The following is a 16,954-nucleotide window of genomic DNA, read 5'->3' on the forward strand; positions in this document are numbered from 1 at the left end:
TTTTTTCTCCTTTACTTGTTTTTTGTGTTTTTTATAAAACAACGATAAAACACTATAATTTTACCATAGTATACCAAAGACACCAATAGTATCAATATAATGAAAAATAAAAACCTGCGTCTTTTATGAAATTCACAAAGAAACGCAGGTATACTTACTAAATAATGCCAAATAAATGCATGATAGGAAATACAAACAGCAAACTGTCGAAACGGTCTAAGATTCCACCATGGCCTGGTAAGATATTTCCCGAGTCTTTCACATCATAATGACGTTTGATTGCAGATTCGACCAAATCACCAAATTGTCCGACTGCTGAAAAAATAATCGTCATCAGAAGCATGACAAACATACCATGATTGAATAGTTCTTTTGCTGGGTATAGCAATAAATAAAGAAATGCGACTACAACAGCACTACCGATACCACCGAGCGCACCTTCAATCGTTTTGTTGGGCGAAATATCAGGACTTAACTTATGCTGACCATAACGTCGACCAACCATATATGCTCCGATATCAGTTGCCCAAACAATAAATAGACCAAATATCAAAACAGCCAAGCTTTCTGTTCGTGCATTGACAAAATTCTGGAAGCCTATTCCCACATACAAGCTGACAAGCACAGGAAAACCTGCTTCATCAATCGTATACGTATTTTTAGAAATAACTGATGTTCCTAAAAGAATCATAACTATAAGATAAAATAACATAAATGTACTTACATTCTCTGGAAGAAAGAAAAACCATCTTTCTTTTGGCAAAACAAGTAACACTGCACCAACGGCGGATAAAACTCCTTCAAAACTTAAGAGTGTCAATCCTTTCATCCGGAACAGCTCGTAAACTCCTACTACCGCTAAGATTGCTGCTGTAAGCTCAACTGCTATGCCTCCGATCCATATAATCGGAATAAACAAGACTAGCGCCACGGCTGCTGTGATCACACGTTGTTTCATGACTGATCCCCTTTCTCATCTTCTGTTTTTTTTACACCGCCGAATCGACGGTCTCGATTTTGATAAGAGGCGATTGCTTCTTCAAGATGCGCACCATCAAAATCAGGCCAAAGCGCTTTTGTAAAATACAGCTCACTATATGCGATCTGCCATAACAGAAAATTACTAATTCGCTCTTCTCCACTTGTACGGATCATCAGCTCAGGATCTTGTAACTCTTTAGGCAAGAAACCTGTCATTAAATGCTTAGCAATCAATTCATCATCGATTTCTTCTGCGTGTATTTCTCCTTTTGCTACTTCTTCGGCAATTTCTTGGACAGCAGTCACGATCTCTGCTCTACTTCCATAATTCAAAGCAAAATTCAATACCATTCCAGTATTGTTTTTTGTTTGCTCAATTGCACGTCTTACAGCATCTTGCGTATGTTCTGGCAATACGTTTTCATAACCCATGACATGAACTTTGACATTTTCTTTAATCAATTCTGGTACGAACGTATCAAAGAAGTCGACAGGTAGTTGCATGAGAAAACTTACTTCATCTTTTGGTCGCTTCCAGTTTTCAGTCGAAAAGGCATAAAGCGTCAACACTCTCACTCCAAGCCTTGATGCTTTTTTTGTGACTTTCTTTACTGTTTCCATGCCTTCTTTATGGCCAGCAACTCGTGGCAAACGACGGTTTTGCGCCCAACGACCATTGCCGTCCATGATGATGGCAATGTGCTGAGGAATTGGTCCATCGGTATTAAATTGAAATTCGCTTTTTTCTTGAATATATTTGTTTTTTTGCGGAAAAAAACGTAACATTCTTTTTCCTCCTATACTTAAAAGATTCCCACTATCTTAAGTATTATAGCAATATCTAACTGTTTTTCCTATGAAATCATTGTTTTTTTATTTAAAAACTGAATAATTTTTTAGTCAAGTCCAGACTCCTGTGTAAAATGCTATACAATGTTTTTACCATTTCTACTTATCAAAATTGATGTATTTTCTTGAAGAATAAATCCATTCATCATGTAGGTCCATAAGAACGGCTCCAATTAAGCGATTGGCTGATGTTTGATTGGGGAAGATGCGAATAATCTTTTCTCTTCTGCGTACTTCTTGATTCAGTCGTTCAATTAGATTGGTACTCTTTAGTCGATTGTGGGAATTTCCTTGTACGGTATATTGAAAGGCGTCTTCGAATCCATCATCCAATGATGCGCAAGCTTTTGAATATTTTGGTTGATCGATATAATCATGAATCAATCGATTTTTAGCCTCACGCGCTAAGTTAATATCTGTGAACTTAAAAATTCCTTTAACAGCTTCTCTGAAAGATTTTGAATTTTTTTTAGGAATGGTGGTAAAGATATTTCTTAGGAAGTGAACTTGGCATCTTTGCCAACTTACGTTGGTGAAGGATTTTCTAATGGCAGAGACTAATCCTTTGTGCGCATCAGAAATAACGAGTTCCGTACCTTGTAAACCGCGTTCTTTTAGGTATTCAAAAAATGTTGTCCAGGTCTCTTCGCTTTCGCCACTTTGAATCATGAAGCCGATAATTTCACGGTCGCCATCTTTGGTTATTCCAATCGCTATATGACAGCTTTTTGAGAGTACTCGATTTTCTTCTCGTACTTTTATATAGAGTACATCGGTCATTAAGTAAGGATAATTTTTTTCTGATAATAAACGATTCTGCCACTCGTTAACCATAGGTTCTAGCTGTTCTGTTAAGCTAGAAACGAAGGACTTAGAGACGGATTTACCACAAAGTTCTTCCACAATTTTTGATACTTTACGAGTTGAAACGCCTGATACATACATTTCCAACATTGAAGCCATGAGGGCTTTTTCGTTTCGTTGATAACGTTCAAACACTGTGGGTGAAAAATGGCCATCACGTGTTCTGGGTACTTTTAATTCTAGCGTGCCTACACGTGTCGTAAAGCTGCGCTCATAATAGCCATTTCGTTGACTTTGTCGGTTTTCTGTTCGTTCATATTCTTTTGCTTGAATATATTCTGTTCGTTGATTTTCCATTAGTTGATTAAATACCGTTGTTAAAATATTTTTAGAAACGTCATCCTTTACAGAATATTCAATAATGCTTTGAATCTCTTCGCTTTTCAGTGTAAAATGTACTTGGGTCATGTAAAAGTCCTCCTGGGTATGTTTTTGTCGTTAAAAACATTGTACCGTAAAAGGACTGTTATATGGCCTTTTTACTTTTACACAATTATACGGACTTTATCAATTTTTTCTTTTTTTAATTTTTAAATAAAAGAAATATAAATAAAAACAGAGGAAGCGGAATGATCCGCCCCTCTGTTTTTATGATTTTATTAAACTTCCAATAATTCTTTTTCTTTATCAGCAGCGATCTTATCTACTTCTTTGATGCTGTTATCTGTCAATGTTTGTACGTCTTTTTCTAATCCGCGCAAATCATCTTCGGTAATATCACCATTTTTTTGTTGTTTTTTATATTCATCGATCGCATCACGACGGATGTTACGAATCGCGATTTTTGCATTTTCTGCTTCTTTTTTAACATCTTTAGCTAATTCTTTTCTGCGTTCTTCTGTCAGTTGCGGGATAACTAAGCGAATGACATTTCCATCATTGGTTGGACTGATTCCGATATCACTTGCCATAATAGCTTTTTCAACATCTTGAAGAATGCTCTTGTCAAAAGGTGTAATCATTAAAACACGTGCTTCTGGTATTTGGATTGATGCCATTTGGTTCAATGGTGTTGGCGCACCGTAGTAGTTCACAGTAATACGGTCCAAAAGGCTAGCGTTCGCACGGCCTGCGCGGATTTGCCCAAGTTCACGTTGAAGATTTTGTGCTGCTTTTTTCATTTTTTCTTTTGCTTCTGTCATAATTGCATCTGCCATTTTTATTTCCCCCTTACAGTTGTTCCGATATTTTCGCCTAAGATTGCACGGCGAATATTTCCGTGTTCATTTAAATTGAAGACAAGCAGTGGAATATCATTATCCATGCTTAGTGAACTTGCAGTTGAATCCATGACTTGTAATCCTTTGGCAATAACTTCCAGATGAGTCAGTTCTTCAAATTTTACTGCATTTGCATCTACTTTCGGATCAGCAGAATAAACACCGTCTACATTGTTTTTAGCCATCAGGATAACATCTGCGCCGATTTCTGCCGCGCGTAATGCTGCTGTTGTGTCTGTCGAGAAGTACGGGTTGCCGGTACCGCCTGCAAAGATAACGATCCGTCCTTTTTCTAAATGACGTTCTGCTTTACGGCGAATATATGGCTCTGCGATTTGACGCATTTCAATCGAAGTTTGCACGCGTGTCGGTACACCCACGTTTTCCAACGTATCCTGTAAAGCTAAGGCATTCATAACTGTAGCTAACATACCCATGTAATCAGCTTGAGCACGTTCCATGCCCATTTGTGCTCCGATTTGTCCGCGCCAGATATTTCCGCCGCCCACAACGATTGCCATTTCAACGCCCAGCTCGTGAACTTCTTTGATTTCTTGGATGATTTCTTTGATTACTGGTGGTTTGATTCCAAATCCTGCATCCCCAGCTAAAGCTTCTCCACTCAATTTTAAGACTACACGCTGATATTTCGGTGTGACCATGTTCATTCCTCCAATATTTTCTATTGCCATTTTACCATACTTAGATGATTTCGACACTCTAAGACTGGTTTTTCTTGTTTTGCTTAAAAAAAGGGAGCGCACAAACCGTGCGTTCCCGTCTGTTATTCAACAGAATTATTTTTTCACTTGGCTCATAACTTCTTCTACAAAGTTATCTTCGCGTTTTTCGATACCTTCGCCAACTTCGAAACGTACGAATGTTTTAACAGTTGCGCCTTTTGATGCAACGTATTTTTCAACAGTCATATCAGGATCTTTAACGAATGGTTGGTCCACCAAAGCGATTTCTGCTTTGAATTTCTTCAAGCGTCCTTCTACCATTTTTTCAACGATATTCGCTGGTTTGCCTTCGTTCAATGCTTGTTCTGTAAGAACAGTTTTTTCATGTTCTAATTCAGCTTCTGGAATTTGTGATTCGTTTACATAACGAGGATTGATAGCTGCTACGTGCATAGCTACGTCTCTTGCAACTGTTTCGTCAGTTGTTCCATCTAGAACAGTCAATACGGCAATACGTCCGCCCATATGCAAGTATCCACCAAATGCAGCATTGTCGTCTTTTTCTACAACTTCAAAGCGACGGAAGCTGATTTTTTCTCCGATAACTTGAGTTGCTTCGATCAAGTCAGATTCAATTGTACCTTTATCTGTTTTGATTTTCATTGCAGCTTCCATGTCTGCTGGTTTGTTTTCAGCAACAAGTTCTGCAATTTCTTTTACTAAATCTTGGAACATTTCGTTTTTAGAAACAAAGTCTGTTTCTGAGTTTACTTCAACGATTGCTGCAGTGTTACCTTTCACAGCAACTGAAGCCAATCCTTCAGCTGCAATGCGGTCATTTTTCTTCGCAGCCTTTGCCATTCCTTTTTCACGTAAAAGATCAACTGCTTTTTCCATGTCGCCTTCTACTTCAACTAATGCTTTTTTCGCATCCATCATTCCTACGCCAGTCATTTCGCGTAGTTCTTTTACCATTTTAGCTGTAACGTCTGCCATGTTTAACTCCTCCTGTGTGTTTTTCTTTTTAAAAAAAGCTGCTTCAAAGGAGAGTGAGGCTTGTCGCCCAGCCTTTGAAACAGCTCCATCATTCAAAATTATTCTGCTGAAGAATTGTCGCCTTCAACAACATCTACGATTTCTTCGATTGACGTTGCTGTGTTTTCTTCTGTGAAATCTTCTTCAACTACTTGATCTTCACCTTGGTTTCCTTCGATGAAAGCATCAGCCATTTTTGAAGTAATCAATTTAACGGCACGAATTGCATCGTCGTTTGAAGGGATTACTACGTCGATTTCATCTGGATCGCAGTTTGTATCAACCATAGCTACGATTGGGATATTTAATTTGTGTGCTTCTTGAACAGCAATACGTTCTTTACGTGGGTCAACGATGTACATTACATCTGGGATTCTTGGCATATCAGCGATACCGCCTAAGAATTTTTCAAGACGTTCACGTTCTTTGTTCAAACCAGCAACTTCTTTTTTAGGTAGAACTTCAAAAGTTCCATCTTCTTCCATTGCATTGATTTGTTTCAAACGGCTGATACGTTTTTGGATAGTATCCCAGTTTGTCAATGTTCCGCCTAACCAACGATGGTTAACGAAGTATTGTCCTGCACGAGTTGCTTCTTCTTTGATTGCTTCTTGTGCTTGTTTTTTTGTACCTACGAATAATGCTACGCCACCTTCTTCAGCAACGCTCTTCATGTAATCATAAGCTGCATCTACTAATTTAACTGTTTTTTGCAAGTCAATGATGTAGATTCCGTTTCTTTCTGTGAAGATATATTTCTTCATTTTTGGGTTCCAGCGACGAGTTTGGTGACCAAAGTGTACGCCGGCTTCTAGTAATTGTTTCATAGAAATTACTGCCATGTTTGTTTCCTCCGATTTGGTTTTATTTTTCCTCTTCTTATCTTCTACCTTGCCGGCAAACTTTTTCAAGCACCTACCGACAATCCAATAAGAATGTGGATTTGCTGATGCATAAAGCACCCTCAGCTATTATACAGACAAAAGATCCGTATCGCAAGAGCAAATATACTTTTCTGCTCAACATTCAATAGTTTACCTGAAAGATAAAAAGAATTCAAGAAAAACAGTAGATTTCTCTTTGTTTCTTTATTATCCTTTTTCCATAAAATAATTTTAGGTATAAAAGACGAATATTATTGGGCAATCCTTCTTTTTTTTGTTATGATACATGTGAAATCTTTCGTAAAGGAGAAAGAAAATGCGCAAAGCTCAAAGACATTTGCTGATTAAACAAGTCATTGAAGAATTCCCGATCCGTACGCAAGAAGAACTATTAAACAAACTTGGGCATTATGGCGTTACCGCCACGCAGGCAACGATTTCTCGAGATATCCGTGATCTAAAAATCGTGAAGGCACCTGATGAAAATGGCGTTTCCCGCTTCGTATTGTTTCGCGAAAAAGGAACTCCTGAGACTAGGACTGAGGAAGAGGATCGGCTGGTTCAAATGATTGAAGACATTGTATTGAAAGTCGAACGAGTCCACTTTTTGACAATCGTCAATACCTTGCCAGACAATGCTCATTTATTTGCATCTGTTTTAGATGAGATCAAACCTCCCTCTATTGTCAGTACAATTGCTGGATTCGATACGATCATGGTCATCTCGGAAAATGAGGAGGACGCAAAACGAGTAGAAGAATTTCTTCACCATCCAACTGAAGTATCACTTTTTTAATCAGAGCACGTATTCCTAATATGGAATGCGTGTTTTTTTATTTTCAATATTTTCCTTATTAAATAAACCTTTACACTCTTTACAAAAATACATCATTTTTTATTCAAATTTTTCAACACCTTGATTGAATCACAATAATCATCATTTATATTGGATGTTAACAAGAGCAGCTTCTTGCTCTTTGTGTATTTCAAAAAAGAAATGAAAGGAAATCATATGTATAAATTATTAACTCCTGGACCATTGACGACTTCTGAAACAGTGAAAAATGCTATGCTGATCGATCATTGTACTTGGGATCAAGAATACAAAGAAATTACACAATGGATAAGAAAAAAATTACTGGATCTTGCTCAAGTATCGGAAGGAATATACACAACGGTCTTAATGCAAGGTAGCGGCTCCTTCGGGGTAGAATCGGTATTAAGTTCTGTGATCAGGCCAGAAGATACTGTACTGATTTGTTCAAACGGCGCATATGGACAACGAATGATCAACATGTGCGAATGTCTGAAACTGAACTATACCGTTTATGAGGTATCGGAACATCAAATCCTCCAAGCTCATGTGATTACACAGCTGATTGAAGAGAATCCGTCTATCTCCGCACTAGCAATGGTCCATAGCGAGACTACTTCCGGTATTTTGAATAATTTGGAAGAGATTGCTGCTGTCACACAAGAAAGAGATCTTTTGTTTATAGTGGACGCGATGTCAAGCTTTGGTGGGATACCGATTCGTGTAGCCGAACTAGGGATTGATTTTTTGATTTCCAGCTCAAACAAATGTATTCAAGGTGTTCCGGGCTTTTCTTTTGTACTTGCTAATAAAGCGGAACTGGAAAAACGAAAAAATGTTAGCCGAAGTTTGTCACTTGATCTATATGACCAGTACCGCGTGATGGAAAACGAGAATGGCAAATGGCGTTTCACTTCCCCTACCCATACGGTTTTGGCTTTTCAACAAGCGCTGAAGGAACTAGAGGCAGAAGGAGGAATCGAAACTCGATATTCACGTTATCTCGCCAATAATCATGTGCTACGACAAAAAATGACAGAGATGGGGTTCCAGTCTTTCATTCAAGAATATCAGGGGCCATTCATCACCTCTTTTCTTTACCCTAAGGACTGGCGATTTGATTTTAATCATTTTTATCAGTATTTAAAGCAAAACGGATTTGTGATCTATCCCGGGAAAATCAGCGATCATGAATGTTTTCGTATCGGAAATATTGGCGAGATCTATCCGGAAGATATTTTGGAACTGACAGCAATTATCAAAGACTATAAGGAGAACGTTAATGATTAAAACTGTAATTTTTGATTGGGCAGGAACAACTGTGGACTTTGGCTGTATGGCTCCTGTCCACGCTTTTAGAAATGCTTTTCTAGAAAAAGGAATCCAACTGACTGACAAAGAAATCCGCGAACCGATGGGAAAATTAAAATGGGATCATATCCAACAGCTTCTTTCCCTCCCTTCTGTCAAAAAACAATGGATAGCTATTTATGGACAACTACCTCAGGAAAAAGAGGTGGAGGAATTGTATCAACAATTTGAACATTATCTGTTTAAAGATTTGGTCAAGCATTCTACTTTGAAACCCGACACATTGGAAACGATCGAACGGTTGAGAAACGCTGGGATCAATATTGGTTCCACGACTGGATTTACTGCTCCTATGATGGCAATCGTAGCAGAAACCGCAAAAAAAGAAGGGTATTCACCAGACTTCATAGCAACTTCTGAAGACGTCGAAGGGTATGGTCGACCGTTTCCTTATATGATCCATAAAAACATGCAGTACTTCAAAAACAAGTCGGTTGATGAAGTAATCAAAGTCGGAGATACGGTCTCAGATATCCAGGAAGGGAAAAATGCCGGAGTGTTGACAGTAGGTGTAATTGAAGGTAGTTCGCTAATGGGGATTTCTTATGATGAGTACCAAAAATTAGAGATGGGGAAAAAAGATCGTTTAAAACACTCTGTTGCTCTTAGATTCCAACAAGCCGGCGCTGATATTTGTGTAAACAATTTAAAAGAGTTAACAAAATACATTTTGTACGCTGACAAGAATCCAGAATGACTTTTATACAAAATAAGAGGTCGTGAAAAAGCTGTCCTGCATCAAGTAATAAGAACAGCCAAACAAAAATAGCTCCTCATATTTTTTGTTTGGTGGGCTTATTACCGCAGATGCAAGCTTTTGAACACCGTTTATTCGAAAAAAAAGGGAGCTGTGACACGACTTTTGTCACAGTCCCCTTATTTGCAAACAAACAGTGTTTAAGAGACAACCTCTCCACTAAACGGTGTTCATTCAGCTGACTCTCGGTATTTGCTCAAAAAACGATAAAATTTGAAAAGCTATTTTCTCTTTTGTTTCTCTAATACTCGGATCAGAATGCTGATTTCACATTCTCTTTTTCCTACATCTTATCTGGTGCATGAAGTCCTAGCAAACGAAGATCTTCTTTCAATAATACAGTCACTGCATAAACTAGAGCTAAGCGTGCTTCTTTTTGTTCATCATCAGCTAAAATCTTCGTATGAGCATAGTATTTGTTGAATGCTTGTGCTAATTTGATTGCATGTTTCGCAATCACTGACGGTTCGTATTTTTCCCCAGCAGACAAGACCGTTTCAGGGTATTTTTGAACTAATTTAACCACTTCCCAGCTGGTATCGTCATTCAATGCATAGTCTGCTGTTTCTGAAGGGACAAATCCTGCTTTTTCCAACAGGCTGACTGCACGAGCATGTGTATATTGCACATAAGGTCCAGTTTCTCCTTCAAATCGAACAACTTCTTCCAGGTTAAAGTCAAATGTATTCAGTCGATCGTTTTTCAAATCGTGGAAAATGACTGCCCCAACCCCAACTTGTTTAGCTACAGCATCTTTGTTTTCCAAATCAGGGTTTTTCTCGCTGATTTGTTCTTTAGCAGATTGGATTGCTTCATTTAATACTTCTTCTAATAAGACGATCTTTCCTTTACGAGTTGATAATTTTTTACCACCTTGTGTGATCAAACCAAATGGAATATGGTGCATGTCGTCAGACCAGTCAAAGCCCATTTCCTTCAAGACAGCTTTCAACTGTTTAAAATGATAGCTTTGTTCATTCCCTACTACATATAGAGATTGTTTGAAGTCGTAAGTACGTTTACGGTACAATGCAGCAGCTAAGTCACGTGTAATGTATAGTGTCGCACCGTCTGACTTCTTAATCAACGCTGGATTCAGGTCATAAGCAGATAGGTCAACGATCTCTGCACCTTTATCCTCGTTCAGCAAATGTTTTTCTTCTAAAAGTTTGACGATTTCATCCATCTTGTCATTGTAGAAAGCTTCACCGTTCAACGAATCGAAACGTACTTCCAGCAGATCATAGATTTTATTGAATTCTTTCATCGATTCATCACGGAACCATTGCCATAATTGAATAGCCTCTTCATCGCCTTCTTCCAGACGTTTGAACCAAGCACGAGCTTCTTCATTTAATTCTGGTTCTGTTTCAGCTACTTCATGGAATTGGACATATAAACGAAGCAATTCATTGATTGGTTCTGCTTTAACAGCTTCTTCTGTACCCCATTTTTTGTAAGCGACGATCAGTTTTCCAAACTGTGTTCCCCAATCACCTAAATGGTTGATGCGGATTGGCTGATAACCGATTTTTTCCATAATGAAACCGATCGAATTACCGATAACTGTCGAACGCAAATGTCCCATTGAGATTGGTTTGGCAATATTAGGAGAAGACATGTCGATTGGTACTGTTCCTTGATTCCCGATATTGCTATCCCCATAATGTTCTTTTTCTTTCACTACTGTTTGCAAAACTTTTTTGCTGATAAGTTCTTTATTCATGAAAAAGTTCAAGTAAGGTCCGACAACTTCGATTTTTTCAAAGTTGGCAGAATCGATTTTTTCTGCTAAATCTGCAGCGATTTGCTGTGGCGCTTTTCGGTAAACTTTTGCTAATGAAAAGGCTGGAAATGCAACATCTCCGTGTTCAGCTGATTTTGGATTTTCTAGTAATTGTTCGACTTGTTCCAGTGTTAAATCATCTTTGACAGCGTCATAGACAGCTTTTGCGACAAGATCTTTATTATTCATCTTTATTCCTCCTAAAGTGCTCCCTTGATTGTTAAACAAAAAAAATCTCTAGCGACGGCATACTTAGTATGCCATCACTAGAGACGAGATTTCCCGCGGTACCACTCCAATTGTCCTAAAAAAGGACCAGCTCCATCTGATATCGGTAGACGACCGTCTGTTTAAAACAGAATTCTCCAAGTGCGCTTCGTTGTATCTTCTTCATTCGGCTTCCACCACTTCCGAATTCGCTAGCCAAGAATGATACAAGTACTCTCTTGTTCAACAAATCTTAGTCTTATTAAACTTTCTTGAATTATATCAGAAAAAAAAACGAAAGGCTAGTCGTTTCTGATAAAAAAACAATCCAGATGGCCTAAAGGAGAAGAAATACCACCTGGATAGCTATAAATCATTTCGTAAATACGAAAGACTTAACAAATTAATCAGCTACGATAATCGTTCCTTCTTCAGAAGCTAAAAGATTCTCGATATTTTCTAAAGAAGTGATGATTGCCTTAGCGTTTGGTTTTGCTTCAACAAATGCAATAGCTGCCTCTACTTTCGGAAGCATGCTTCCTGGAGCAAATTGCTTTTCATCAATGTATTGTTTCATTTCTGAAACAGTAACAGTTTCTAATTTCTTTTGATCTGGTTTTTGGTAATTGACATACACATTGTCTACTCCTGTCAATACGATCAGCAAATCCGCATCGATGATTTCGGCTAATTTTTCTGAAGCAAAATCTTTATCGATTACGGCTTCTCGTCCTTCTAATCCAGTAGCTGTTTCTACAACAGGAATCCCACCGCCACCAACAGAGACTGTGATAACTCCTTGATCGACCAGCGTTTCGATGACACGTGCTTCTTTAATCGAGATGGGTTTAGGGGAAGCGACTACTTTTCTCCATCCACGTCCAGCATCTTCTTTGAATGTCACAGTGGAGTCAGCATTCATTTGTTCTTTGGCTTCTTCTTCCGTGTAGAATGGACCGACTGGTTTACTTGGATTTTTGAATGAAGGATCATTTTCATCCACAATAACTTGAGTGACTAAAGAAACCACATCTTTATCGATCCCTTTTTCCTTCAGTACTTCGCCCATGGCGTTTTGTAACCAGTAACCGATAGATCCTTCTGTCATTGCAACACATGTATCTAAAGGCATTGCCGGTGTTTTCTCAGAATCAGCAGCTTGCTGCTGAATCAATAAGTTACCGACTTGCGGACCATTTCCGTGGGAGATGATCAATTCATCTCCTTGTTCGATAAATTTCACTAAATACTTTGCTGTTTCCATTAACGCTTCTTGTTGGGCTTTTGCACTTGCATCCGTAGACAAGATTGCATTACCCCCTAAAGCGACAACTACTTTTCGTTTGGCCATTTCATTCGTCCTTTCTTCAGTTCTACCGAATTTTCTAGATAACAAAACGAGCCAGCGTTTTGTGATTTTCCCTCAATGCTGACTCGTTTTTTCGTGAGATGAATGTGGTTATGCTTAAACGCGAGGGATAAACAAGTTACCTAATGTTGCTGCCATGATCGCTTTGATTGAGTGCATACGATTTTCTGCTTGGTCAAATTGACGAGCATATTTGCTGCGGAAGACTTCATCTGTTACTTCCATTTCAGTGATGCCAAAGCGTTCTTTCATTTGTTCACCGTAAACAGTGTTTGTATCATGGAAAGCTGGCAAGCAGTGCAAGAAGATCAAACGATCTGTGTTGTGTGTTTTTTCTACCATTTCCATATTGATTTGGTAAGGTTTCAACAATTTGATACGTTCTTCGAATTTATCTTCTTCACCCATTGATACCCATACATCAGAATAAAGGACGTCTGCTCCGTCTACACCTTTATCAACATCGTCGGTAATCATCAATTGTGCACCGGATTTTTCAGCAAAGCCTTCTGCCATTTTGACGATTTCTTCTTCAGGTTGTAATTCTTTTGGTGCAACGATACGCATATTCGCTCCTAAAATTGCACCTGTGACTAATAAAGAGTTAGCCATATTGTTTCGACCATCTCCGCAGTAAGCAACAGTGATACCTTCTACTGTTCCAAAGTTTTCTTGGATAGTTAAAAAGTCAGCGATCATTTGTGTTGGATGCCATTCATCAGTCAAGCCATTCCAAACTGGAACACCAGAGAATTCTGCTAGTTCCTCTACCATTTTTTGACTGAATCCACGGAATTCGATTCCATCAAACATACGACCTAGTACTTTAGCTGTATCTTCTGTGGATTCTTTTTTACCTAATTGGATATCATTTGCACCTAGATATTCAGGATGTGCACCTAGATCGATCGCTGCAGTAGTAAATGCAGAACGAGTACGTGTAGATGTTTTTTCAAATAAAAGCGCAATATTTTTTCCTTCTAGATAGTGATGTGGGATACCACGTTTTTTCAAGTCTTTCAAGTGTTCTGAAAAATCGATCAAATATTGTAATTCTTCTTTTGTAAAGTCTTTTTCTGCTAATAAGCTTCTTCCTTGGAATACTGATTCTTTCATATTAAACATTCTCCTTTAGATTGTTTTTATTTAAGATTAAAGAGGAAATCCCGACGGCAGCTGACAGTAAGACCGCCGTCAGGAAACAAATTACTTCAAGTCTTCACGGACAAGTGGTTGGCTCATGCAGCGTGGACCACCACGGCCTCGTGACAATTCACTTGAATTGATTTCTAACACTTTGATGCCATAGCTACGAAGCAATTCGTTCGATACATAATTTCGGTTATAAGTGACTACAACACCTGGAGCGATTGCCAATGTGTTTGATCCATCATTCCATTGTTCTCGAGGTGCAACGATCTCATCTCCATTACCAGTTGGGATCAGTACAAGATCATCTAATCCAAGAGCAGCTTTCATCGTTTCGTGTAAGTTATCTGAATGAGTAATCTTGATATCATCACCATCTGGTTCGATTGTAAAGACATCCATCTTACCGTCTTTACTTTGAATTGCTGGATGGATAGTGAATTTATCGTGATCTACCATTGTAAATACGGTATCCAAATGCATCATTGCACGGTTGTTTGGAATTTTGATTGCTAACACTTTTTCAAATCCTGAATTTTTTGCGAATAGGTGGCGTGCTAATTTTTCTAAAGCTTTCGCATTAGTTCGTTGAGAAATCCCAACAGCTACTACTTTATCGCTTAAGATCAATTCGTCTCCGCCTTCGATATGATCTGGATTTTCACGATCCAACCATACTTCGATTCCTTTATTTGCAAATCTTGGATGATGTTTCAAAATATATTCTGTAAACATCGATTCACGACGACGTGCTTCAAAAGTCATCTTATTGACTGTCATCCCATTTCCCATTGATGCGGAAGGGTCGCGTGTAAAGTACAAGTTTGGCATTGGGTCCATGTAAAATGGATAGTCATCGTCTGCTGACAGATCGTATAGACTGCTAGAACGTACTTCAATATCTTTTGTACGAACCCCAGCCATGATTTTATCTACCATTTCTTGCGTTTCCATTGATAGAAGGAACTCATGAAGACCCTCTCTTACAGCATTCGATGCAATATGAGATTCATCCAACATTTTATTCAAGAATTGTTCTTTGACATTGCCTGCGTCAATCGCTTCTGCCGCTAATTTTTCCAAGTAAAGAGTCTCGACGCCTTCATTTTGCAATGTCTTTGCAAAGTTGTCATGTTCTTCTTGAGCAATCGGAAGATATGGAATATCATCGAACAACAGACGATCCATAATATCTGGTGTCAAATTTTCCACTTCTTGTCCAGGCCGTTTCAGTAAAACTGTCTTTAATTTCCCTATTTCAGAGAAAACGTGAATAGGTTTATCCATGTTGTGTTGCCTCCTTCTTTTTGATTACATGTATAGGATATCCTCCTTTTGTAATCACTTTCATAATTTTGTCTCATTCAAAATGAGACATTCCTCACATTAATATTCGATAATTAAATAATTAAACGTTTTTCTATTTTTAAGCGTAATTTATTCATTTTTTATTCTGTATACACTTTCAAAAAAATATTTATTCATTGAAAAAATTTTTTTGAATAAATTAAAAAAATAAATTATATTAGCGTTGTTAGCGTTTACTATATGTATTATTGTTGTTTTTTATACACAAATCATTCGCTTCAAAACAAATTATTCAATACCATTGTATATTTTTTACATAATAACAAATTATATTTGTAAAGTATTAAAACTTGTTTCTAATGTTGGTATGTTAAAACTTTACAAATTCTTTAAAAAAAGTGACAATAAATATAGTGAACAATAAGGAGAGGACTTTTTAATGCGTGTTAATAAAATCGATTTTCACTTTTCAAAACTCAGATATCAACCTGATTTTGAACATTTCTCGGATGAAGAGTTCCAACAGATCAAGGAACATACTGTTCTTCGTTCTTATAAAAAAGGACAGATCCTTTTCGACGATGGTGATCCCAGACAACGGTTGTATATCTTGACCAAAGGACTCGTTCGTTTAGAACGTTATGATGAAAGTGCAACTTATTACTACTATGACTATGTGAATACAAATAACCTTTTTCCTATGTCAGGAATGTTTGGAGAAGAGACCTACACTTATACAGCTCAAGCGATGACTGATATTGAAACATTCTACCTTCCTGTTTCCTACTATGAAAAATTAGCACGAAAAAATCCCGAACAGTTGATCTATATGATACAAAAAATTTCTAAAGTAGTTGAAATACATGAATTGCGTATCCAAATCGGATTGACCTCTAGCGCCTTTGACCGGGTAAAACAAAATTTATTCATTTTGAAAGAAGAATTGGGCGTACCAACAAAAGATGGTCATATCACCATTCCTTATCCGATCACCTTAAAAGAATTAGCAGTGAATAGCGGCACGACACGTGAAACTGCTGGACAAGTAATCAAACAACTACGTGATTCCGGACTGTTAGATTATGACAAAAAGCGTTTTACTTTCTGTAAGACAGCTACTACTCCAGCTATGAGAGAATAACGCGAACAAAAATAAGCAGTGACCCTGATAAATATCAGGGTCACTGCTTATTTTCCTCCCTAAAACTTCTGAAAGATCCGGCAGTTTTAGATCACTGGGCAAGACTCAAAGATTTTCTATGTGTGTTTCAGTTATGTAATATTCACTGTTTGCAAAAAATACTGATAGATTAACTAGAGGAAGCGTCTTGTCCTCATCCGACCTAGATTATTCGATATTCCTCGACAATAAACGATTAATCAGTGAGGGCAATCAGAGGAACGGATAATGATGAATAAGCTGTAAAAAATAGGGCTTTGACAAAAGCGTGTCACAGCCCTTATTTCGATTAAACGGTGTGTACCTGTCAACTCTTCGGTCACAAGTCATAATGTTCATAAACATGAGGAGCTGTTTTTTGAAATTGTTCCTTGTGAATCAGAGTTAAACGACAGGCTTACGAACTCTTGATTAAACGGCGTTCAAAAGCTTGCATACGCGGTAACAAGAACAGCCAGGTCAAAAACATGAGAAGCCGTTTTTTCTGGGCTGTTCTT

15 protein-coding genes and 1 other annotated feature are annotated in these 16,954 nt (G+C 38.0%); of the genes, 4 read left to right on the plus strand and 11 right to left on the minus strand.

All coding sequences use genetic code 11. From position 1 onward, the window contains the following. Window positions 1-157 precede the first annotated feature (157 nt). From IGL15_RS08480 to rpsB, 7 genes are all read right to left on the minus strand, one after another. The gene (locus IGL15_RS08480; RefSeq protein ID WP_002294135.1) at window positions 158-958 is read right to left on the minus strand and encodes a phosphatidate cytidylyltransferase; all 801 of its coding nucleotides are present in this window, start codon (window positions 956-958) and stop codon (window positions 158-160) included. Continuing rightward, window positions 955-1,767: an isoprenyl transferase gene (locus tag IGL15_RS08485; protein ID WP_002317620.1), complete on the minus strand. Its 813-nt coding sequence runs from the start codon at window positions 1,765-1,767 to the stop codon at window positions 955-957. Before IGL15_RS08485 ends, IGL15_RS08480 begins: the two co-directional genes overlap by 4 nt. Before the next feature lie 162 nt (window positions 1,768-1,929). Then, complete coding sequence (locus IGL15_RS08490) at window positions 1,930-3,102, minus strand: IS256-like element IS256 family transposase (protein ID WP_000195429.1); 1,173 nt, start codon at window positions 3,100-3,102, stop codon at window positions 1,930-1,932. A gap of 191 nt (window positions 3,103-3,293) precedes the next feature. Further along, complete coding sequence (frr, locus tag IGL15_RS08495) at window positions 3,294-3,851, minus strand: ribosome recycling factor (protein WP_002293875.1); 558 nt, start codon at window positions 3,849-3,851, stop codon at window positions 3,294-3,296. 2 nt (window positions 3,852-3,853) lie between these two features. Then, a complete protein-coding gene (pyrH, locus tag IGL15_RS08500; RefSeq protein ID WP_002293877.1) occupies window positions 3,854-4,576 on the minus strand; it encodes a UMP kinase in 723 nt (240 codons plus the stop codon). A 135-nt stretch (window positions 4,577-4,711) separates the two neighbouring features. Then, window positions 4,712-5,593, minus strand: coding sequence for a translation elongation factor Ts (gene tsf / locus IGL15_RS08505; RefSeq protein WP_002293878.1), 882 nt, complete (start codon window positions 5,591-5,593; stop codon window positions 4,712-4,714). Window positions 5,594-5,691: 98 nt separating this feature from the next. Beyond that, entirely contained in the window at window positions 5,692-6,474 is a 783-nt protein-coding gene (gene rpsB / locus IGL15_RS08510) for a 30S ribosomal protein S2 (protein ID WP_002293880.1), read from the minus strand. A 358-nt stretch (window positions 6,475-6,832) separates the two neighbouring features. Between rpsB and IGL15_RS08515 the strand changes: the two genes are divergently transcribed. From IGL15_RS08515 to phnX, 3 genes are all read left to right on the plus strand, one after another. Continuing rightward, on the plus strand, window positions 6,833-7,312 hold the full coding sequence (locus IGL15_RS08515) for an arginine repressor (protein ID WP_002293881.1): 480 nt from the start codon (window positions 6,833-6,835) through the stop codon (window positions 7,310-7,312). A 216-nt stretch (window positions 7,313-7,528) separates the two neighbouring features. Beyond that, window positions 7,529-8,620, plus strand: coding sequence for a 2-aminoethylphosphonate--pyruvate transaminase (phnW, locus tag IGL15_RS08520; protein WP_104765400.1), 1,092 nt, complete (start codon window positions 7,529-7,531; stop codon window positions 8,618-8,620). After that, window positions 8,613-9,398 (plus strand): phosphonoacetaldehyde hydrolase, encoded by a 786-nt coding sequence (gene phnX / locus IGL15_RS08525; RefSeq protein WP_002317791.1) that lies wholly within the window; start codon window positions 8,613-8,615, stop codon window positions 9,396-9,398. The genes phnW and phnX overlap by 8 nt, the downstream gene beginning before the upstream one ends. Before the next feature lie 343 nt (window positions 9,399-9,741). Here the strand turns inward: phnX and argS are convergent, their stop codons facing one another. The 4 genes from argS to arcA form a co-directional block, all read right to left on the minus strand. Next, window positions 9,742-11,433 carry an arginine--tRNA ligase gene (gene argS / locus IGL15_RS08530; RefSeq protein ID WP_002317792.1) on the minus strand — a complete coding sequence of 564 codons (1,692 nt, stop codon included), beginning with the start codon at window positions 11,431-11,433 and terminating at the stop codon, window positions 9,742-9,744. Between the two features lie 76 nt (window positions 11,434-11,509). Beyond that, window positions 11,510-11,707: a binding site (T-box leader), on the minus strand. Window positions 11,708-11,854: 147 nt separating this feature from the next. After that, the gene (gene arcC / locus IGL15_RS08535) at window positions 11,855-12,802 is read right to left on the minus strand and encodes a carbamate kinase (protein ID WP_002288434.1); all 948 of its coding nucleotides are present in this window, start codon (window positions 12,800-12,802) and stop codon (window positions 11,855-11,857) included. 114 nt (window positions 12,803-12,916) lie between these two features. Continuing rightward, the gene (gene argF, locus IGL15_RS08540) at window positions 12,917-13,936 is read right to left on the minus strand and encodes an ornithine carbamoyltransferase (protein WP_002288437.1); all 1,020 of its coding nucleotides are present in this window, start codon (window positions 13,934-13,936) and stop codon (window positions 12,917-12,919) included. A gap of 90 nt (window positions 13,937-14,026) precedes the next feature. Further along, the gene (arcA, locus tag IGL15_RS08545; RefSeq protein ID WP_002288439.1) at window positions 14,027-15,256 is read right to left on the minus strand and encodes an arginine deiminase; all 1,230 of its coding nucleotides are present in this window, start codon (window positions 15,254-15,256) and stop codon (window positions 14,027-14,029) included. Between the two features lie 460 nt (window positions 15,257-15,716). On the opposite strand from arcA, the gene IGL15_RS08550 reads away from it, so the two are divergent. After that, window positions 15,717-16,418: a Crp/Fnr family transcriptional regulator gene (locus tag IGL15_RS08550; RefSeq protein WP_002288442.1), complete on the plus strand. Its 702-nt coding sequence runs from the start codon at window positions 15,717-15,719 to the stop codon at window positions 16,416-16,418. Window positions 16,419-16,954 lie beyond the last annotated feature (536 nt).

Origin of the sequence: Enterococcus sp. DIV0436a, assembly GCF_051711605.1 — a bacterium.
GTDB lineage: Bacteria > Bacillota > Bacilli > Lactobacillales > Enterococcaceae > Enterococcus_B > Enterococcus_B faecium.

Bases quoted from the DNA above. Each gene is read 5' to 3' on its own strand.
- frr (WP_002293875.1), bottom strand. From the start codon at position 3,851: ATGGCAGATGCAATTATGACAGAAGCAAAAGAAAAAATGAAAAAAGCA.
- argS (WP_002317792.1), bottom strand. From the start codon at position 11,433: ATGAATAATAAAGATCTTGTCGCAAAAGCTGTCTATGACGCTGTCAAA.
- argF (WP_002288437.1), bottom strand. From the start codon at position 13,936: ATGAAAGAATCAGTATTCCAAGGAAGAAGCTTATTAGCAGAAAAAGAC.
- pyrH (WP_002293877.1), bottom strand. From the start codon at position 4,576: ATGGTCACACCGAAATATCAGCGTGTAGTCTTAAAATTGAGTGGAGAA.
- IGL15_RS08480 (WP_002294135.1), bottom strand. From the start codon at position 958: ATGAAACAACGTGTGATCACAGCAGCCGTGGCGCTAGTCTTGTTTATT.
- tsf (WP_002293878.1), bottom strand. From the start codon at position 5,593: ATGGCAGACGTTACAGCTAAAATGGTAAAAGAACTACGCGAAATGACT.
- rpsB (WP_002293880.1), bottom strand. From the start codon at position 6,474: ATGGCAGTAATTTCTATGAAACAATTACTAGAAGCCGGCGTACACTTT.
- phnW (WP_104765400.1), top strand. From the start codon at position 7,529: ATGTATAAATTATTAACTCCTGGACCATTGACGACTTCTGAAACAGTG.
- phnX (WP_002317791.1), top strand. From the start codon at position 8,613: ATGATTAAAACTGTAATTTTTGATTGGGCAGGAACAACTGTGGACTTT.
- arcA (WP_002288439.1), bottom strand. From the start codon at position 15,256: ATGGATAAACCTATTCACGTTTTCTCTGAAATAGGGAAATTAAAGACA.
- IGL15_RS08550 (WP_002288442.1), top strand. From the start codon at position 15,717: ATGCGTGTTAATAAAATCGATTTTCACTTTTCAAAACTCAGATATCAA.
- IGL15_RS08490 (WP_000195429.1), bottom strand. From the start codon at position 3,102: ATGACCCAAGTACATTTTACACTGAAAAGCGAAGAGATTCAAAGCATT.
- IGL15_RS08515 (WP_002293881.1), top strand. From the start codon at position 6,833: ATGCGCAAAGCTCAAAGACATTTGCTGATTAAACAAGTCATTGAAGAA.
- arcC (WP_002288434.1), bottom strand. From the start codon at position 12,802: ATGGCCAAACGAAAAGTAGTTGTCGCTTTAGGGGGTAATGCAATCTTG.
- IGL15_RS08485 (WP_002317620.1), bottom strand. From the start codon at position 1,767: ATGTTACGTTTTTTTCCGCAAAAAAACAAATATATTCAAGAAAAAAGC.